15 protein-coding genes are annotated in these 18,550 nt (G+C 63.2%); 8 read left to right on the top strand and 7 right to left on the bottom strand.

What is annotated here, in order from left to right; translation table 11 throughout:
- Positions 1 to 387 precede the first annotated feature (387 nt).
- Positions 388 to 1,404: an aminopeptidase gene (locus NKH42_RS25570; RefSeq protein WP_352688096.1), complete on the top strand. Its 1,017-nt coding sequence runs from the start codon at positions 388 to 390 to the stop codon at positions 1,402 to 1,404.
- Positions 1,405 to 1,805: 401 nt separating this feature from the next.
- Here NKH42_RS25570 and NKH42_RS25565 read toward each other — a convergent pair whose 3' ends face one another.
- Complete coding sequence (locus NKH42_RS25565; RefSeq protein WP_352506308.1) at positions 1,806 to 4,658, bottom strand: ATP-binding protein; 2,853 nt, start codon at positions 4,656 to 4,658, stop codon at positions 1,806 to 1,808.
- Between the two features lie 224 nt (positions 4,659 to 4,882).
- On the opposite strand from NKH42_RS25565, the gene NKH42_RS25560 reads away from it, so the two are divergent.
- From NKH42_RS25560 to NKH42_RS25530, 7 genes are all read left to right on the top strand, one after another.
- Positions 4,883 to 6,244 (top strand): epoxide hydrolase family protein, encoded by a 1,362-nt coding sequence (locus NKH42_RS25560; RefSeq protein ID WP_352506307.1) that lies wholly within the window; start codon positions 4,883 to 4,885, stop codon positions 6,242 to 6,244.
- 87 nt (positions 6,245 to 6,331) lie between these two features.
- Positions 6,332 to 6,760: a DUF6130 family protein gene (locus tag NKH42_RS25555; protein WP_352506306.1), complete on the top strand. Its 429-nt coding sequence runs from the start codon at positions 6,332 to 6,334 to the stop codon at positions 6,758 to 6,760.
- Positions 6,757 to 8,091: an epoxide hydrolase family protein gene (locus NKH42_RS25550; protein WP_352506305.1), complete on the top strand. Its 1,335-nt coding sequence runs from the start codon at positions 6,757 to 6,759 to the stop codon at positions 8,089 to 8,091. The genes NKH42_RS25555 and NKH42_RS25550 overlap by 4 nt, the downstream gene beginning before the upstream one ends.
- A gap of 49 nt (positions 8,092 to 8,140) precedes the next feature.
- The gene (locus NKH42_RS25545) at positions 8,141 to 8,737 is read left to right on the top strand and encodes a VOC family protein (protein ID WP_352478279.1); all 597 of its coding nucleotides are present in this window, start codon (positions 8,141 to 8,143) and stop codon (positions 8,735 to 8,737) included.
- A 72-nt stretch (positions 8,738 to 8,809) separates the two neighbouring features.
- Entirely contained in the window at positions 8,810 to 9,928 is a 1,119-nt protein-coding gene (locus NKH42_RS25540) for a redoxin domain-containing protein (protein WP_352506304.1), read from the top strand.
- Between the two features lie 43 nt (positions 9,929 to 9,971).
- Entirely contained in the window at positions 9,972 to 10,991 is a 1,020-nt protein-coding gene (locus NKH42_RS25535) for an alpha/beta fold hydrolase (protein ID WP_352974633.1), read from the top strand.
- A gap of 56 nt (positions 10,992 to 11,047) precedes the next feature.
- Positions 11,048 to 11,467 carry an Ohr family peroxiredoxin gene (locus NKH42_RS25530; RefSeq protein ID WP_352506303.1) on the top strand — a complete coding sequence of 140 codons (420 nt, stop codon included), beginning with the start codon at positions 11,048 to 11,050 and terminating at the stop codon, positions 11,465 to 11,467.
- 193 nt (positions 11,468 to 11,660) lie between these two features.
- Here the strand turns inward: NKH42_RS25530 and NKH42_RS25525 are convergent, their stop codons facing one another.
- From NKH42_RS25525 to NKH42_RS25500, 6 genes are all read right to left on the bottom strand, one after another.
- On the bottom strand, positions 11,661 to 11,906 hold the full coding sequence (locus tag NKH42_RS25525; RefSeq protein WP_023675441.1) for a MoaD/ThiS family protein: 246 nt from the start codon (positions 11,904 to 11,906) through the stop codon (positions 11,661 to 11,663).
- Positions 11,906 to 14,170, bottom strand: a complete 2,265-nt coding sequence (locus NKH42_RS25520) for a xanthine dehydrogenase family protein molybdopterin-binding subunit (RefSeq protein WP_352737028.1) — start codon at positions 14,168 to 14,170, stop codon at positions 11,906 to 11,908. Before NKH42_RS25520 ends, NKH42_RS25525 begins: the two co-directional genes overlap by 1 nt.
- 16 nt (positions 14,171 to 14,186) lie before the next feature.
- Positions 14,187 to 14,663 (bottom strand): (2Fe-2S)-binding protein, encoded by a 477-nt coding sequence (locus NKH42_RS25515; protein WP_352478287.1) that lies wholly within the window; start codon positions 14,661 to 14,663, stop codon positions 14,187 to 14,189.
- Complete coding sequence (locus NKH42_RS25510) at positions 14,663 to 15,523, bottom strand: FAD binding domain-containing protein (protein WP_352506301.1); 861 nt, start codon at positions 15,521 to 15,523, stop codon at positions 14,663 to 14,665. The genes NKH42_RS25515 and NKH42_RS25510 overlap by 1 nt, the downstream gene beginning before the upstream one ends.
- A gap of 137 nt (positions 15,524 to 15,660) precedes the next feature.
- Complete coding sequence (locus NKH42_RS25505) at positions 15,661 to 17,304, bottom strand: MFS transporter (protein WP_352506300.1); 1,644 nt, start codon at positions 17,302 to 17,304, stop codon at positions 15,661 to 15,663.
- A gap of 204 nt (positions 17,305 to 17,508) precedes the next feature.
- The gene (locus tag NKH42_RS25500; protein WP_352736972.1) at positions 17,509 to 18,540 is read right to left on the bottom strand and encodes a histone deacetylase family protein; all 1,032 of its coding nucleotides are present in this window, start codon (positions 18,538 to 18,540) and stop codon (positions 17,509 to 17,511) included.
- Positions 18,541 to 18,550 lie beyond the last annotated feature (10 nt).

The raw sequence follows: 18,550 nt of genomic DNA, 5'->3' as shown, positions 1-18,550 counted from the left end.
ATCCCGAACCCCCCAGCGCAAAGCGCGCCAAACTGTTCGCGATGTCCTCGCACACCTGTTCGCGATGTCCCCGGTCCAAACACCCACAAGGGGGAGGGAAACTTCTGTTGGCGCTGACCTCGGCAAATTGCATGCCCTTTCAATGCCAAGGAGGACGTAAAGGTGCGCGGCAGCGTTCCCTCCCCCTTGTGGGGAGGGTTAGGGTGGGGTCCTCCTCGCAAGAATCTCATATGCGGTTGTCGGGGCGGGCGAAGAGTGCGGTAACTTTGGGCCGGTGTCTGCTTGACGAAGATCGGTGCTCTGTTTGAGAACGGGAGCTGCATGGGCAGACAAGCAAGCGGTGGGCAAACTGTGAGGCGCGTTCTTCGAATACTGGCCGCGCTGACCATGGCGTTCGGGGTGGCCGGCTGCACAAGCATTTCCTACTACGCGCAGTCGCTGGAGGGTCATATACGCATCATGGCGGCGCGCAAGAATATTGGAAGACTGATCCGTGATCCTTCGACGCCCACGGCATTGCGCAGCAAGCTGACGTCGGCGAGCGCCATAAGACAATTCGCGACAGATGAACTGGCCCTGCCGGACAACAGCAGCTACCGCAGCTACGTCGACATCCACCGGGACGCTGTGACCTGGGCCGTTTTTGCCGCGCCGCAATTCTCGCTCGCGCCGAAAACATGGTGCTTTCCGGTTTTCGGCTGCGTTCCGTACCGGGGTTACTTCTCCCGGAAATCCGCGACGGACAGCGCTGTCGCGCTTCAGAGACAGGGGCTGGACGTCTACGTCACAGGCATCACCGCCTATTCCACGCTGGGCTGGTCCAGCGACCCGCTGCTCAGCACCATGCTTCGTCAGGACGACACCTATCTCGCAAGCCTTGTCTTTCATGAACTGGCCCATCAGCGCCTCTATGTGGAGGGCGATTCCGCATTCAACGAGGCTTTCGCGGTTGCCGTCGAAACCACCGGCACAAGGAAATGGCTCCGCGCCGCCGGCGATCGGGCCGGATTGCGCCGCTACGAAGTCGCTCGCAAGCGCAACGCCGATTTTCTCAAACTGGTGGCGAAAACGCGCGACGAGCTGGCCCAGGTCTATGGAAGCCCCCGTACCCCGCGGCAGATGGCGGCCGCCAAGGCAGCGGCGATCGACACCCTGCGGCTGCGCTACCGGCACATGCGCGACCGGCGCTGGGCCGGATACCGGGGATACGACCGCTGGTTTGATACGCCGATCAACAACGCCAAGCTCGCCGCGACTTCCGTCTACGGCGAACAGGTTCCGGCATTCCTTCGCTTGTTCGACCTGTGTTCAGGCGACTATCCAAGGTTCTACGCGTCTGTTCGACGGATTGCGGATAAACCGTCCCGCGCCGAAGCGCTGAAGGCGGTGAATAGCTGTGAGTGACTTGAACAAGCAGCGGGCCGGACATTCTCATCCACCTCAACACCACCAACCCCAAGCGCGACCGTCTGGTCGACCCGATCTGGATCGGGCCGGCCGCCGGGGTGAAGGTGAGGTTCTCGGCGAGGACGATGAGGCGGAAGAGGCGCTGGAGGTGAATACGGAGCCGACGCTGGGGGCGTAGGGAGGCGGGGTAGCCCTTCGGTATGTGAGGTTCGGCGTCGGAAATCGCGTGTGCCTGCAGTGCAGTTCAGGCTGGCATGACCGGCCGCTTTGCGCCCATTCCAGTCACTACGACAGCGCCGTTCCTTCGCCAAAAGCGGCCATCACGAAATTCACAGGCCAAGCAACTTTACTCCCAAAGCAGAGGTCATCATCAGTGAAAGAAGTTTCGTTGACGATTGCTACCTCAGCGTAGCCAGAAGGTGCTCGGCAGCCTTAACATCCGCAGTGTCCTGGCCCTCAACGAAATGCTCCACGACTGGTTGCAAGAGCTCGCGAGCGCTATCCGCCTCCCTTCGCCCGGCCATCAGCGTCGCCATGTCGGTTGCGGTTCGCAACTCCCATGCCCGTGCGCGCTGACTTCGGCTCAACTCCAGTGCCTGCATGAGGTAGGCGGCAGCTTCATCACGGTTGCGCTCCGACTGGAGAAGGAGGCTTCCCTTCATCCGGAGCAACTCCGGGAGGTACAATTGATCGCCGTTCTGTTCGACTTGACCAAGCGACTCGTCGATCAACGCAATGGCTTCATCAACCTGACCGGTCGCGGACAGTCCCCTAACTAGCGAGAGATTGAGCGGCGTCGTGAGCAATTCATAAGGCGCCGCGTGGAGCTTCTGAAGAGATGTCTGCAGGCCCTCGACGCCGCTTTTTGCATCGCCGTGACGGATCGCGACTTCGCTTTTGAAGCCCCGACCGACCAGCAGGTAAGGAGTCATGGAATGGGATTCCGCGCGGGCGATGAGCATATCTATGTACGCCTCGGCGCTCTTCAGGTCGCCGGTCCAAAGGAAGACCGATATCGCCCAGATCAACGCGATCGCCAACGTTAGAGAATGATCCATGGCGGCAGCCTCTTCGACGGCCTGTCGGGCGTGTGCCATGGCTTGATCCGGATGGCCTTGTAGCCAAAGGTTCCTCGCCAGGATGGCCCTGGCCAGGATTTTGCCTTCGAACCCCAGATAGATCGTCGTGGTCCGCTGGGAGCGCGGCCCACGGTCGAGCGCCGCCTCCAGCTCTGCGCGGGCCTGCGCGAGGTCGCCTCGCAGGTGGAGCGAGATGCCCAGAATCGAGTGTGCCAGCGCGCTGGCGACCGAGTCGTCCAAGGTCGCGGCTGTGGCTGAACAACGCCTTGCAAACTCAAGGGCGGTTGCGAAATTGCCCGTCCGCAGATGGAACATGTTGAGCGGACCCAACAGACGCACCCGGTCCAGCGGATCGCCGCGCTCCTCGGCGATCGCCAGGCTCCTCTCCAGAGCTACGCGCGCCCTGTCGCGTCCTCCCCGCATGAACATGAAGGACACGCCGAGGGCTGCCTGAAGATGCATCTCGTCAAGTCCGCCGCGGGCGGCATCGTCGAAAGCGAATATTGCTCTTTCAGACCAGCGATGACACTCCGGCAACAAGGACATTGCCAGGAAAACCGGCGCGACAGCGGTGGCGAGTCCGAGGCCGATGTCGGCGTTTCCGCTGTCGCCGAAGCACCATTCCAAGGCAGCCCGGACATTGTTGATGGCGGCGAAGTGAGGCGCCCGCTCCTCACCGGTCGCCAGGCTTGGCCACTCGATCCCGGTCTGCTCCAGCCATCTCCGATAGTAGGCGGCGTGGCGCACTGCCAGATCGGCAGCCTCGGCGTCATCGATCGGGATGTCGAGAACGTAGGCGCGCGTCGTATCGAGGAGCCTGTAGCGCATCATTGCTCCGACCGGACGCGTCGCCACGATCGATTTGGCGACAAGACTGTCCATGGCGCCAAGGACGGTCGATCGGTCGAGGGTCGCGCTCGTCACCACCTCCAGTGCAGCATCGAGCGTGAAATGACCGACGAATACAGCGAGCCTGCGAAGCACCACGCGCTCAAGGTCGGTCAGGAGCCCCAAGCTCCAGTCTAGTGTCGCCTGCAGGGTTTGCTGACGCGGCGGCGCGGTCCGCGAACCGAGCCACAGCAGTGTCAGGCGTTGATCAAGAAGCGCGGCGGTCTGTTGCAGCCCATAGGATTCGACGCGCCTGGCCGCCAGTTCGATGGAGAGCGCCACGCCGTCGAGCTTTCGACAGATGCTTGCGATGAGCAGGGCTTCCGCATCGCTGACGTCCAAACGAGCGCCGCCTGCCACCGCTCGTTCGACGAACAGTTGGGTGGCCGGGAAGGTCTGGACAATGGCCGCCGTTAGTCCAGGTTCGTCGGGCGGATAGGCAAGCGCATCCAATCGATAGATATGCTCGCCCTCAACCCGAAGCACCTCGCGGCTCGTTGCCAGAATGTGGACCTGTGACGTCGCATCGACGATGCTTGCTGCCAAAGGCGCCACCGCATCCAAGAGATGCTCACAGGTATCGAGGATCAAGAGAATCCGCTTGTTGCGCAAGTAAGCGATTAGGTTGGGCGTGGCATCTTCTGTTTGAACGGACAGCCCAAGCATCGAGGCGACGGCTGTCGTCACCAGACCGGGATCACCGATCATTCCCAGATCGACGAACAGAACTGCCCCATAAAATGCGTCGATCAGATGATGCCCGACTGCGATCGCGACGGTGGTTTTACCGACACCGCCGGCGCCAACGATGGTGACGAACCGCGAAGCATTCAGCTGCGCCGACAGCTTGAGAACGTCCTCATCCCGCCCGACCATTCTGCTCAAGCGGTTTGGAAGATTCGCATGCGGAAACCCAGCGGCGATGAATGGGGCTTCGTCGTGTGTGCTTGATCGCGAGACCGGTGCAACGAAGCAATAGCCGCGCCCCGGAAGCGTCGCGATGTAACGCGCGCCATCCTTTCCATCGCCCAGCGCCTTGCGCAGCCCGGTCATGTGGAACCGCAGGCTGCCTTCCTCGACAACCACATCGGGCCAGACCCGCGACATCAGATCCTTCTTGCTGACGACTTCATTCGGCGCGGAAGTCAGGACGATGAGAATTTCAAGGGCGCGCGAGCCCAGCTCTACGGGAGCGCCCTCTCTTGTCAGGAGCCTTTCACCCGCAGCCAAGCAGAAAGGGCCAAACGACAATCTGTCTTTGGCCTGACTTGCCGTTATCGTCATGGCGTCTCTTCTTTTGGGAGCCGCCTGCACCCAGCGCCTCAGTTTAAGTCAAGGAACGCTCCCGCACCATAGGGAGTCTCCACTGTCTGGCCCCTCCTATCTGCTCAAAAAAGCGGCTGGCGGGCAGCGACTAACAAGAGCTCACGACGCATAACGGGCTAATCCCATCTCCCGGGGGTACGTCAAGCAGTGCAGATCGCATCCATCAACCCCAGGAGAGTCCCATGGACACGACCAGAACCTCCGAAACAATCGACCAGGATCGCCGGCGACTCTTGGGCACTGCCGCGGTCGGCATCGCCGCCGCAGGCGCCGCGAGCCTGCTCCCGTCACAAAAGGCCGCCGCATCAACCAGCGATGGCATCCGCCCTTTCACCGTTAGCTTCCCGCAGGAGGAGCTCACCGAGCTTCGCCGGCGCATCGTCGCTACGCGCTGGCCCGAGCGCGAGCTCGTCTCCGACGAGGCCTCCCGGCGGATCTGGTCGACCCCTGCGACGGTAGGGCCAACGCAGGGCGTGCAACTCGCCACGATGCAGAAGCTCATGCAGTATTGGGGAACGGAATATGATTGGAGCAAATGCGAGGCGCGGTTGAAGGCGCTGCCGAATTTCGTCACCGAGATCGACGGCCTGGACATCCACTTCATCCACGTGAAATCCAAACATCGGGGCGCACTGCCTGTCATCATCACGCATGGCTGGCCCGGTTCGGTCATCGAACTCCTAAAGATCATCGATCCGTTCACCAATCCCACTGCGCACGGCGGTACCGCGGCCGACGCGTTCGACGTGGTGATCCCGTCGATGCCGGGCTACGGCTTTTCCGGCAAGCCCACCGAAACCGGTTGGGATCCGGGGCGCATCGCGCGGGCGTGGATCGTGCTGATGAGACGCCTCGGCTACGACCGCTACGTCGCGCAGGGCGGCGATTGGGGAGCACTCATCACGGAACAGATGGCCCTGATCGCACCTCCCGAGCTGGTCGCCATCCACACGAATATGCCGGGGACCATTCCGCCGGAGATCGTGAAGGCGCTAGCCTCCGGCGGTCCGCCCCCCGCTGATCTTGGCCCCGACGAGAAGCGTGCCTACGAGCAGGTAGCGTTCTTCTACAAAAACGGCCTGGGCTACGCCAACGAGATGGCTCTTCGTCCGCAAACTCTCTACGGGATCGTCGATTCACCGGCCGGCCTGGCGGCGTGGATCCTCGATCACGATGCGGATAGTTATGCGCTGATCGCCCGTTCCTTCGATGGAGAGCCGGAGGGCCTTACCCGCGACGACATCCTCGACAACATCACGTTCTACTGGCTGACGAACACGGCGATCTCGTCGGCGCGTCTCTATTGGGAACATACGCAAACGGCGAAGGCCGGCTTCTTCGACGCCAAGGGCATCACAATTCCCGTCGGTGCGACTGCGAACCCCAGCGAAATCTACACCGCACCGAAGAGTTGGACCGAACGCGCGTTCCCGAAGCTTCTGCACTATGGCCGCACGGACAAGGGCTGCCATTTCGCCGCCTGGGAGCAGCCGAAGAGTTTCACCGATGAGGTGCGCGCAACATTCAAGACGTTGCAGACATGACGTGTTGGCGGGGGATGGCGCGCCGGACGCGCGTCATCTTCCGCCCAGCGATAGCTGCGTAGCGAACCTCCGAAGGGAGCGACTGCAATGAACCCCCTCATCAAGACGCTCGCCGCACTCGCGGCTTGCACCGTGCTCGCCACGGGCGCGTTTGCCCAGAGCACGGTCGTTCCCATCGACAACGAGCCCGCACCCAAGCTGATCGTGGAGCCGCCGCTTCCGGGTCCGCTGGTCGGCGGCGTCGTGTTCATCCCGTACCGGGTGGAGAACTTGCGCATCCTGCCTGTGGGCGGGGCGGCCGCGCGCAACGTGTCTCCGCGGGTCGGGCATCTGCACGTCACTGTCGACGACCTGCCTTGGGCGTGGGCGGACTACGGTCAGAGCAACACCATCATCTTGGTGGGCATGCCAAGCGGCCAGCACATGGTGCTGATCGAGGTGGTGGATCCAGAAGGCAAAGTCTTCACCAAACAAACGGTGACGTTCCACACTCCGGACAAGACGGTGCAGCCATGAGGCTCGACCAACTGGCGGCCGTGCTGGCATTCGGGCTTTGCATCCTTTCCGCGCCCGCCTCCGCCAACCCGGTTGAGGATCGCTCGATCCGGCCCTTCAAAGTCTATGTGCCGCAAGCGCCGCTCGATGATCTTCGCAGTCGCATTGCGCAGACACGGTGGCCCGACCGGGAGACGGTCGATGACCAGTCGCAGGGCATACAGCTCGCGAAGATCAGGCCGCTCGTCGAGTATTGGGGCACGGCCTACGACTGGCGGACAGCGGAAGCGAAGCTGAATTCCCTGCCCCAGTTCATGACCACGATCGACGGCGTGGAAATCCACTTCATTCACGTTCGCTCGAAACATCCCAATGCCCTGCCGCTGATCATGACGCATGGCTGGCCCGGCTCGGTGCTCGAACTGCTCAAGACCGTCGGCCCGCTCACCGATCCCACGGCGCATGGCGGTAGCCCGGAAGACGCGTTCGACCTCGTACTGCCGTCGTTGCCGGGTTTCGGCTTCTCCGGCAAACCCACAGATACTGGCTGGGGTACAGACCGCATTGCACGAGCCTGGGCAGAGCTGATGAAGCGCCTTGGCTACACAGATTACGTCGCCCAGGGCGGCGACTGGGGCTCTCCCGTTTCGAATGCAATGGGACGTCTGGCCCCGGCAGGCCTGCTCGGCATTCATGTCAACCTGCCGGCTGTCGTACCGCCAGAGATTGCCGCGGTGCTCGCCGCCGGCGGACCGGCGCCGTCGGGGCTCACGGACAAGGAGCGCGCGGCGTTCGATGCGCTCAGCATGGCCGCCAAGATGGGGAACAGATCCTACGCCACGATGATGGGCACCCGGCCCCAGACGATCGGTTACGCCATCAATGACTCCCCCGCAGGGCTCGCCGCTTGGATGCTCGGACATCCGGGCTTTTCGGGCTGGACCTACGACAAAAGCGACCCTGAAAAGTCGCCTGACGAAGTGCTGGACGATATCACGCTGTACTGGCTGACGAACACCGCCACCTCGTCCGGGCGAATTTACTGGGAGTACGGCGGCGGGCGCAGTCCCGTTTTTGCCGGCGCTGAAAAGACCAGCGAAGTCTCGCTGCCGGTGGCCATCACGGTCTTTCCGGGCGAAGGCTATCGGGCCCCCGAGACCTGGGCCCGGCGCGCCTACCCCAACCTGATCTACTTCCATGAGGTCGACAAAGGCGGCCACTTCGCCGCGTGGGAGCAGCCGGAGCTCTTTTCTGCCGAGTTGCGCGCCGCGTTCAGGCCGCTGCGGCAAACCAAACAACCACCTCACTCGAAAGGAACGACAAATGTCTCAAACCATGAAAACGCCCCATGACGAAAAGCGCGAAACTGCGACCGGGACCCTCAAAAAGCAGGCGCTCGACATGAAGCTCGAGGTCGTGGTCATCCCCGTCTCGGACGTCGATCGCGCCAAGAGCTTTTATAGCGGCCTGGGCTGGCGGCTCGACGGCGATTTCGTCGTCGGCGATACGTTCCGGGGTGTGCAGTTCACACCTCCGGGCTCGCCTGCCTCGATCCACTTCGGCACGGGGATCACGACGGCGGCGCCCGGCTCGGCAAGCGGACTTTATCTTGTCGTGTCGGACATCGAGGCGGCGCGCGTCGAGCTCATTGGCCACGGCGCCGAGGTCAGCGAGGCGTTTCACCGCACAGGTCCCGGCAGGCCGGCGGTCAAGGGGCGCGATCCCGAGCGGCGCAGCTACTCCTCGTTCGCGACGTTCAAGGACCCGGACGGCAACGAATGGCTGCTGCAGGAAATCACCACCCGCTTTCCCGGCCGGATCGACTCCAATGTCACGACCTACGCTTCCGGAGCGGATCTTGCTGCCGCGCTGCGACGCGCGTCGGAGGCCCACGGCGAGCACGAGAAGCGCAACGGCGGCCAGCGCGATGAGAACTGGCCGGACTGGTACGCGGAATACATGGTGGCTGAGCAGGCCGGCAAAGAGCTTCCGCTTTGAAGGATTCAGCGCGCAGCGCGCCGCCGAATCGTCCGCGCGGCGATATCGATCGAAACTGAAAAGGCGTCGTCGATGAAAGCAACCAAGCTGCTCGTCGCGGTGGCGCTCGCACTGGCGATCGGGGCTCCGATTGCCAGTTTTCTGGGAGACGCGAATGTGGCTCAGCCGATAGCCTCCGCACCGATGAGGGTTCCGTTTCTTCACGGACTTTCCTCCCTCCAGTTTGAGGGTCAATCCGAGCTTGCTTCGCTTGGCGTGGCGAACGAGTGGATAAATTCGCCGCCGCTGGCGGCGTCGGCTTTGCATGGCAAGGTCGTCCTCATCGATTTCTGGACCTACACCTGCATCAACTGGCTGCGCACGCTTCCCTACGTTCAGACCTGGGACGAGAAATACCGGAAGCATGGTTTGGTGGTGATCGGAATCCACGCGCCGGAGTTCGCGTTCGAAAAAGACCTGAACAACGTGCACCGGGCGGTGAAAGACCTGGGGATCGATTACCCGATCGCCGTCGACAATGACCATCTCATATGGCGGGCTTTCAGCAACCAGTACTGGCCGGCACTCTATTTCGTCGATTCGCGAGGACGCGTCCGGTATCACCACTTTGGCGAGGGCTCATACCAACAGTCGGAAATGGTCATCCAGGAATTGCTGACTGAGGCTGGCGCCGGCGGATTCGACCGTGAGCCTGTGTCGGTGGATGCCCGCGGCATCGAAGCCGCGGCCAATTGGGAGACCCTCAAGTCTCTGGAAAATTATCTCGGCTACGAACGCACCCAGAATTTTGCCTCCGGCGATGAAGCGGTCTTGGACGCGCCGCACATCTACGACGTGCCGGCGCGACTACGCCTGAATGAGTGGGGGCTGTCTGGCAGTTGGACGGTAAGGAAAGAAACCGCCGTACTGAACAAGTCCGATGGCCGCATCGCGTACCGTTTTCACGCGCGCGACCTTCATCTGGTCATGGGTCCGGCAGCGCCGGGAACGTCTGTGAGATTTCGCGTGCTGATCGACGGACAGCCGCCAGGCACGGCTCACGGCATCGACGTCAATGAAAAGGGCGAAGGCGCAGTGACAGAGCAGCGCCTGTACCAACTGATCCGACAATCGAAACCCATCATCGATCGGCAGTTCGAGATCGAGTTTCTCGACTCAGGCGTGGAGGTCTTTGCATTCACGTTCGGCTGATCGCCCGCGCAAGGATAGAGGTTCCCAAATGCATTCACTCAATATCCCGGATGAGATCGACCAAGATCGCCGTCGGTTCTTTGGCGCCGCCGCGATGGCTGTCGCCGCCACTCAGTTCGGCCTGATCGGCCCGGCACAAGCGCAACAGACGACTGGCGAGCCTGCGGCGTCCTTTGGGCCCTTGAAGCGGATCGAGGCCGGCGTGCTGAGCGTCGGCTATGCGGAACTTGGACCGACCGACGGCCCGCCCGTCATCCTGCTACATGGCTGGCCGTATGACATCCACACCTATGCCGATGTCGCTCCCCTGCTTGCCGCAAAGGGGTACCGCGTGATTGTGCCCTACCTGCGCGGATACGGCACGACCCGATTCCTGTCGGATGACACGATGCGCAACGGTCAGCAGTCTGCGATTGCCGCGGACATTGTCGCCCTGATGGACGCGCTGGGCATCGAAAAGGCGACGATTGGCGGCTGCGACTGGGGCGCCCGCACCGCGAACATCATTGGCGCACTATGGCCTGAACGCTGCAAGGCGATGGTCTCGGTGAGCGGCTACCTCATCGGCAACCAGCAAGCCGGCAAGCTGCCGCTGCCACCCAAGGCCGAGCTGCAATGGTGGTATCAATATTACTTCGCCACCGATCGCGGCCGCGCCGGCTACGAGAAATACACACGGGATTTCGCCAGGCTGATCTGGCAACTCGCGTCGCCGCAGTGGAATTTCGACGATGCCACATTCGAGCGCAGCGCCGCAGCCTTCGACAATCCCGATCACGTGGCCATTGTGATCCACAATTATCGCTGGCGGCTCGGACTCGCCGCCGGCGAGCAGCAATACGACGGGTTCGAGGAGCGACTCGCGCAGGCACCGGTCATCGGCGTGCCGACGATCACCCTCGAAGGTGACGCCAATGGCGCGCCGCATCCGGACGCCAGCGTGTACGCCACGATGTTCCCGGCCAGATACGCGCATCGGGTCGTCACCGGCGGCATCGGGCACAACCTGCCCCAGGAAGCGCCGCAGGCCTTTGCCGATGCAGTTGTCGAAGCCGACGCCTGATGGAGTTCGCGGCAACCGCCCAAGCGGCGGTTACCGCTACCAGCAAAAGAATGCCAATGAGCCACATCGCAAGGGTTGTCTATACGGCCAGGACCGCAACCACGGGCAGCCGCGAAAATGGCGCCTCGCGCAGTTCCGACGGCCTTCTGGACATCTGGCTATCGACGCCTGGATCGGCGCGCATCGGCACCAATCCGGAGCAGTTGCTCGCGGCCGGCTGGTCGGCCAGCTTCGCAAGCGCAATCGCATCTGCGGCCCACGAACGAAAAATCGCGCTGCCTGCAGGGATGAGCATCGAGGCCGAGGTGAATCTGAACTACGAAGAAAACGGCCACTTTCTTAGCGTCCAACTGGATATTGCCGTGCCGAGTCTGGAGCGCGATATGGTACAAATTCTGGTGGATGAAGCGCACGAGATTTGTCCTTACTCCAAAGCGACACGGGGCAATATCGATGTCATAATGAGGATCGTCTGATTTGACCTCCATCGCTCTTCGGCGTTGAAGCTTTTGGCACCTCGCTCCCAGTCTGTTCGGGGTCAGATCATGATCATGCCCACTCGACGTGAATGTCCGCTTTCGATATCCGCGGGCTCGAAGCTGCCGGTCCGTTGTCGGCCCCATCAACGACGTTTGAGACCTTGATGCTAGGCAATGCCGACGACCTCACCTACCCCCCAGCCAACCGCGGCAACAAAAAAATCTCCGCCCCTTCCGGCAGTTCCTTCGACCAGGTGTCGCGATAGATCGTCCCGTCGATGGCGACGGCGATGCCGCGATCGATGTATGGCTCGAGGCCGGGATACTGTTCGGCCAGTTTCCTGAACAGCTCCCGAATATCCTTGGCCTCGATTTCGACCTTGCTCTTGCCTCCGGCGATCGCGCCGAGCGACCCCCAGAGCGTTACTTCGACCATCAGCCTCCCCGTTCAGCCTCGAGCGCCGCCAGGATGCGCGGCGGCGACATCGGGATATGCGTCATCCGCACGCCCGCGGCGTTCGACACCGCATTGGCGATCGCCGCCAGCGGCGGCACGATCGAGGTCTCGCCGACGCCGCGCACCCCGTAAGGATGGTTAGGATTGGGGATCTCGAGGATCTGCGTGTCGATCATCGGCAGGTCCGAGCAGACCGGGATGCGGTAATCCAGGAAGCCAGGGTTTTGCAGCCGCCCGTCCTTGCCGTAGATATACTCCTCGTTGAGCGCCCAGCCGATGCCTTGCGCGGCACCGCCCTGGTACTGTCCCTCGACATAGGTCGGATGCACCGCCTTGCCGGCGTCCTGAACGACGGTGTAGCGCAGCACCCTGGTCGAGCCTGTCTCGGGATCCACCTCGATATCGCAGATATGGGTGGCGAAGGAGACGCCGGCGCCGTCGGCGACGAGCTCGCTATGGCCTGCGATGGGTCCGCCCGTCTTTCCGGAAGCGGCCGCGATCTCCTTCATCGACAGCGGCGAGAGGTTGCCGTGCGTCGCGCCCTTGGCAATCGCATGACCCTCTTCCCAGACCACGTCGTCGACGGGTATGTCCCACATCTGCGCGGCGCGTTCTCGCAGGATCTTGATGGCGTTGCGAGCGGCGGAGATCGTCGCCATCGAAGACGAGAAGGTGCCGCGGCTGCCGTCCGTCATATCGTTGTAGCCGAGGCTGGAGGTATCAGCGACCACCGTCTTGATCTGCTCATAGGGGATACCGAGCTCCTCCGCCGCCACCAGCGACAGCGACGCGCGGGAACCACCCACATCGACCGTGCCGACGGCAAGCGAGACCGAGCCATCCATGCCGATGTTGAGGTCGGTGCAGGTCTGGCCACCGAAGTTGAACCAGAAGCCGCAGGCCATGCCGCGGCCCTGGTTCTTGCCGAGCGGCGCCTTCATGTGCGGATGGTTCTTCGCCGCCTCCAGCGTCGGGCCGATGCCGATCGGCCCATATACCGGGCCGTAGGACGATCTGGTGCCTTCCTGCGCCGCGTTCCTGATCCGAAACTCGACCGGGTCCATGCCGATCTCCTTGGCCAGCTCGTCGACCGCGCTTTCCACCGCAAACGCTGCCATCGGCGCCGACGGCGCGCGATAGGCCGCGGTCTTGGGCCGGTTGACCAGCACTTCGTAACCGACCGTCTTGACGTTCTCGAGCTTGTAGCAGGCAAAGGCGGTCATGGCGCCGATCTCGGCCCACATGCCGGCATAGGGGCCGCAGGAATAGCGCAGCGTCGCCTCGGCCGCGGTGATCGTGCCGTCCTTGCGGGCGCCGATCCGAACATCGATCGAGGTGGCGCTGGTCGGGCCGGAGGCGCGGAACACCTCGTCGCGCGTCATGACCAGCTTGACCGGCCGCCCGGCCTTGCGTGACAGCGCCAGGGCCACCGGCTCGGCCCAGACATGGGTCTTGCCGCCGAAACCGCCGCCGATCTCCGACGAGGTGACGCGCAGCTTCGAGGCTTCCATGCCAAGCAGCTGGGCACAGTGCTGGCGGTAGACAAAATGGCCCTGCGTGCAGACCCAGAGGTCGGCGGTGCCGTCGGAGCTGACATTGGCCACGCAGGCATGCGGCTCGATATAACCCTGGTGCGTCTGCTCGGTCTTGAAGGAGCGTTCGACGACGAAATCGGCCTGGCCGAAGCCTTCATGGATGTCGCCATGGCCATACTGGGTGCGCTTGGTGACGTTTGAAGGCTTGACGGGCTTTTCCTCGAGGCCCTCGGTGAAGATGGCGTCGTTGATCAGGGGTGCGGAGTGCTTCATCGCCTCGTCGACGTCGGTGACATGCGGCAGCACCTCGTAGTCGACCTCGATCAGCTTCAGTGCCTGCCTCGCCGTGCGGGCATCGACCGCAGCGACCGCGGCCACGGCATGGCCGTCATAGAGCGCTTTCTTGCGCGCCATGCAGTTGTCGAGGATGTCGTACATGGCGGCATCGCCGTCGGTCAGGTCGGGCAGGTCGGCCGCGGTGATCACCGCCTTGACGCCGGGAAGCATCTGCGCCTTCGACGTGTCGATCTTCCTGATCATGGCATGCGCATGAGGGCTTCTGAGAACGCGCCCGACCAGTTGCCCGGCCATGTTGAAGTCGGCGCCATAGCGTGCGCGGCCCGTCACCTTGTCGACGCCATCGGGACGAATGGGACGCGTGCCGACAGAGGTGAAATTGCGTCCGGAGTAACGCGGATCGAAATTCATCGTCATGCTCCCTTCATCACGCTTGTTTCATTACGATGGCGGCGTCCTGGACGGCACGCACGATCTTGTCATAGCCGGTGCAGCGGCAGAGGTTCCCGGCGAGGCCGAAGCGGATCTCCTCCTCGGTCGGATCGGGGTTCTTGGCCAAAAGGTCCTTGGCCGCCATGAGGAAGCCCGGCGTGCAGACGCCGCATTGAAGTGCGGCGTGCTCCAGGAATTTCTGCTGCAGCGGATGCAGCCTGTCGCCATGCGCCATGCCCTCGATGGTCTCGAGGTGCCGGCCCTCGGCCTCAGCGCCGAGCACCAGACATGAGCATACCAGCCGGTCGTCGAGGATGATGCTGCAGGCCCCGCAGTCGCCGGTGCCGCAGCCTTCCTTGGCGCCCGTCAGCCCCAGGCGATCGCGCAGGACATCAAGCAGCGTCTCGTCCGGCTGGCAAAGGAACTCGACATTGTCGCCGTTGATTGTCGTTGATACTGCTACACCGGCCATCACTTGCCTCCTGCACGTGTATAGGCGGTCGTGGCGGCCCGCTTGGCCAGCACACCCGCAACTTTCCGTCTGAATTCGATAGTGCCTCGCTTGTCGTCGATCGGACGGCAGGCGCCCGAGCAGACCTTGGCGAGCCTCTCCAGCGTGGCTTCGTCCAGCTTGGAGCCGATGAGAACCTCGGCGGCCTCCTCGACCAGAACCACCGTCGGCGCCACGGCGCCCAGCGCCACGCGGGCCGATTTGACGACACCCGCCTCATCGAGCGTCAGGTTCACGCCGGCGCTGACCACCGCGATGTCCATCTCGGTGCGCGGAATGAAACGCAGATAGGCATCGCCCGAACGCGGCAGACGTTTGTCGAGCAGGATTGCCTCGATGATCTCGCCCTTGGCCAGCGACGTCTTGCCCGGCCCAGTCGGCACCGCTTCCACGGCAATCGTGCGCCTGGTTCCCGGGCCGACGACCACCGCCTTGGCGCCAGCGGCCACCAGTGCCGGCACGCTGTCGGCGGCCGGCGAGGCGTTGCAGAGATTGCCGACGATGGTGCAGCGTCCCTGCACCTGCTTGGAGCCGATCAGCTTGGCTGCTTCGACGACGCCAGGCCATGCCTTCTGCAGGGCCGTGTTCTCGCCCAGCACGGCGCAGGGGACCGCCGCGCCGATGCTGAAGCCCTCGGCTGTTTCCCTGATCTCGCCAAGCCCGTCGATCGCCTTGATGTCGACGATCAGGTCGGGTTCGATAAAGCCGCCCTTCATTCTCACCAGGAGGTCGCTGCCTCCGGCGAGGATGGCGGCCGTGCCGGCCGAACTGGCCAACAGGCCGGCGGCGTCTTCAATTGAAAGCGGACGTATGTAACGCATCGTCTCCCCTTACTCGTCATAGTCACATCAACTGATATAACCGTCTCTCGACAATGGCCATCCTGTTCGTGCATTCGCGGATTGGGCCAGGCGCCGCAATTTCATTTTGCTCGTCCAACTGGACGCACCGCCAGCCACTAATGCTCGATCGGCCCCTTCGGCATGACCAGCGCCGTGCCAGCCGTCGTCGGGCGCTCGATCATGCGGCGGACGCGCGGTGGCTCGTTGCCGCTGTGCAGCGCCCTTATACGCTCGCCGATGACGGCGTCCGCGTAGGTGGCGCGCCTGTTGTGGCGGATATATTCGACCCAGGTCGGCGTGTGGTAGTGCTCGATCCATATCGACGGATTTTCGAGATCGCGCGCCAATGTCCAGTTGCGGGCGCCGTCACGGCGGCGGATGCGGCCGCGCTCGGCCATGGTGGCGAGGAATTCCGGCACGTCCTCGTTACGGATGACATATTCGATCATGATGGCGATTGGACCGCTGCGCGGCTTGAGATCAAGCGCCAGATGCGGCTCCTGGAAGCGGTTGAGCGGATCGAGGTTGAGCACAGCCTGCTGCGGCAGCGGCAGGAGCAGGCCGATGGCACCGCCCGCCAGCATGGCGACGCTGGCCGCCATCAGGGCGACTTCGGCGCCATGCGCGTCGGCGACGACGCCCCAGACCCAGCTGCCGAGCGCGATGCCGCCGAAGGTCGCGGTCTGGTAGACCGAAAGCACGCGGCCGACCACCCAGCGTGGCGTCGACATCTGTACGGTGACGTTGAAGTGCGACAGCGCCGTCACCCAGCAGGCGCCGCCGACCAGCAGGCCGAGCGACGTCTGCCAGGCATGATCGCTGACGGCGGCGTTGAAGGCGCAGACGGCGAAACCGGCGAATGCCGTGCGCACCATGGTTTCGCTGGACAGCAGCTGCCGTAGCCTGACGCTGATCAGCGCGCCGCCGACGGCGCCGATGCCGAAGGCACCGAGCATGATGCCGTAGATCAGGGCATCACCCTTGACGACGTCACGCGCGACCAGCGGCAGCAATGCCAGGACCGCGCCGGCGCTGAAGCCGAAAGCGGAGCTCCTGACCAGCACCTTACCGATATTAGGCGACATGGCGACGTAGCGCAGGCCGGCGCCCATTGCGGCGCCCAGCGTCTCGCGCGGCAAGGTCGATGCCGGCAGTTCCGGCTTCCAGCGGGCCAGCACGACGATGAGGCCGACATAGCTCAGCGTGTTGACGGCGAAGGCCGCGGCGGCACCTGCCGCGGCAACGATGATACCACCGATCGCCGGGCCGACGCTGCGCGTCAGGTTGAAGCCCATCGAGTTGAGCGCGATTGCCGCCGGCACCTTGGTGCGAGGCACCATGTCGCCGACCGAAGCCTGCCAGGACGGACTGTTGAGCGCGGTGCCGCTGTCGATCAGGAAGGTGAAGGCGAGCAGCGTCCACGGCGTCATCAGGTCGAGATAGGTGAAGACGGTCAGAAGAGCCGAGACGACCAGCATGAAGATCTGCGCGATCAGCATGATTTTGCGCCGGTTGAAGCTGTCGGCGATAGCGCCGGCCAGCAGCGCAAACAGCATGATCGGCAAGGTGGTCGAGGCCTGGACCAATGCCACCTGGTAGGACGAGGTGGCGATCGTCGTCATCATCCAGGCGGCGCCGACGCCCTGGATGAGGCCGCCGAAATTGGAAACCAGGCTGGCGGACCACACCGCCCGGAAGATGCCGTGCCGGAATGGCGCCAGCGCCGAGGCGCTTTCGTTTTCCGGTGTGTCGTCCCTCATAAATGCTTTCCCGGGGCTCAAATGCGTTTGTTCTTCCGATGAATTCGGCCCCTCAAAGCCATGGATTCAAAAAATAGAACATCATTTCGCAAGGGCGAACGCATTCTGGAAAAACATCATGGTCCAACAACACGATAGCGCCGGCCCGCCGTGGCGCTCGCCGCGCCGAGTGCGCCATATGAGTTGCGGGCACCGGCAGCGCCTCTAGCGGTCCTCGAAACCGGTCAGCACGCCGACGGCGTTGATGCCGATCTCCTCGACGGCGTAGCCGCCTTCCATGACGAACAGCGTCGGCAGGCCGAGCCTGGCGATGCGGCGGCCGATCCTGGGATAGTCGCCCGTTTTCAGCTTGAACTGGCTGATCGGGTCCTTCTCGAAGGTGTCGACGCCGAGCGAAACCACGACGACGTCAGGAGCATAAGCCAAAAGCCTCGTGCAGGCGTCCTCAAGTGAGGCGTTCCACACCTCCCAGCCGGTGCCGAAGGGCATCGGATAATTGTCGTTGAAGCCTTCGCCGTCGCCCTCGCCGCGCTCGTCGGCATGGCCGAGGAAGAAGGGATATTCGGTCATCGGATCGCCATGCAGGTTCAGCACCTGCACGTCGCCGCGGCGGTAGAAGATCTCCTGGGTGCCGTTGCCGTGGTGATAATCGACGTCGAGGATCGACACGCGCCCGGCGCCATGGTCGCAAAACCATTGCGCGGCGACGGCGGCGTTGTTGATGAAGCAATAGCCGCCCATGAAGGCTGCGCCGGCATGGTGCCCCGGCGGTCGGCAGAGCGCGAAGGCCGAACGGTCACCGGCCTTGACCAACGCGGCGGCTGTCAGCGCGACGTCATAGGACGACTTGATCGCGTCCCATGTACCTTTGACGAACGTCGCGCCGCCATCGAAGGAGTAGAAGCCGAGCAGCGCATCGATGCCTTTCGGTCGCACGTCGCCGCGCAGGCCGCGCGTCGGCCAGGTGAAGGGAATGGCCGAACCGCTGCGGCCCGATGCTTCCCAGAGCGGCCAGACGGTCGGCAGGAAATCGATGTAGTCGCTGTCATGCACCTTCCTGGCGGCGGCGAGGTCGTGGATTTCCGGCGGCAGGATCGGACCGAGTTTTTCGCTCTCCACCCGCGCCCTGATGAACTCGGCGCGCGAAGGCTTTTCAAATGCGGGCACGATGGCGCCGGCGATCAATTCGACATTGCCGGAATGGCCGGCATGGAGAGGCGAAAAAACAGTCTTCATGAACTTGTTC

Origin of the sequence: Mesorhizobium sp. M1142, from assembly GCF_040318565.1 — a bacterium.
In the GTDB taxonomy this organism is placed as follows: Bacteria; Pseudomonadota; Alphaproteobacteria; order Rhizobiales; family Rhizobiaceae; genus Mesorhizobium.
This window is presented reverse-complemented; position numbering and strand designations above follow the sequence as displayed.

What these genes read in the sequence shown, in the direction of transcription:
- NKH42_RS25570 (WP_352688096.1), top strand. Translation starts at nt 388, where the DNA reads ATGGCGTTCGGGGTGGCCGGCTGCACAAGCATTTCCTACTACGCGCAG.
- NKH42_RS25565 (WP_352506308.1), bottom strand. Translation starts at nt 4,658, where the DNA reads ATGACGATAACGGCAAGTCAGGCCAAAGACAGATTGTCGTTTGGCCCT.
- NKH42_RS25560 (WP_352506307.1), top strand. Translation starts at nt 4,883, where the DNA reads ATGGACACGACCAGAACCTCCGAAACAATCGACCAGGATCGCCGGCGA.
- NKH42_RS25555 (WP_352506306.1), top strand. Translation starts at nt 6,332, where the DNA reads ATGAACCCCCTCATCAAGACGCTCGCCGCACTCGCGGCTTGCACCGTG.
- NKH42_RS25550 (WP_352506305.1), top strand. Translation starts at nt 6,757, where the DNA reads ATGAGGCTCGACCAACTGGCGGCCGTGCTGGCATTCGGGCTTTGCATC.
- NKH42_RS25545 (WP_352478279.1), top strand. Translation starts at nt 8,141, where the DNA reads ATGAAGCTCGAGGTCGTGGTCATCCCCGTCTCGGACGTCGATCGCGCC.
- NKH42_RS25540 (WP_352506304.1), top strand. Translation starts at nt 8,810, where the DNA reads ATGAAAGCAACCAAGCTGCTCGTCGCGGTGGCGCTCGCACTGGCGATC.
- NKH42_RS25530 (WP_352506303.1), top strand. Translation starts at nt 11,048, where the DNA reads ATGAGCCACATCGCAAGGGTTGTCTATACGGCCAGGACCGCAACCACG.
- NKH42_RS25525 (WP_023675441.1), bottom strand. Translation starts at nt 11,906, where the DNA reads ATGGTCGAAGTAACGCTCTGGGGGTCGCTCGGCGCGATCGCCGGAGGC.
- NKH42_RS25520 (WP_352737028.1), bottom strand. Translation starts at nt 14,170, where the DNA reads ATGAATTTCGATCCGCGTTACTCCGGACGCAATTTCACCTCTGTCGGC.
- NKH42_RS25515 (WP_352478287.1), bottom strand. Translation starts at nt 14,663, where the DNA reads ATGGCCGGTGTAGCAGTATCAACGACAATCAACGGCGACAATGTCGAG.
- NKH42_RS25510 (WP_352506301.1), bottom strand. Translation starts at nt 15,523, where the DNA reads ATGCGTTACATACGTCCGCTTTCAATTGAAGACGCCGCCGGCCTGTTG.
- NKH42_RS25505 (WP_352506300.1), bottom strand. Translation starts at nt 17,304, where the DNA reads ATGAGGGACGACACACCGGAAAACGAAAGCGCCTCGGCGCTGGCGCCA.
- NKH42_RS25500 (WP_352736972.1), bottom strand. Translation starts at nt 18,540, where the DNA reads ATGAAGACTGTTTTTTCGCCTCTCCATGCCGGCCATTCCGGCAATGTC.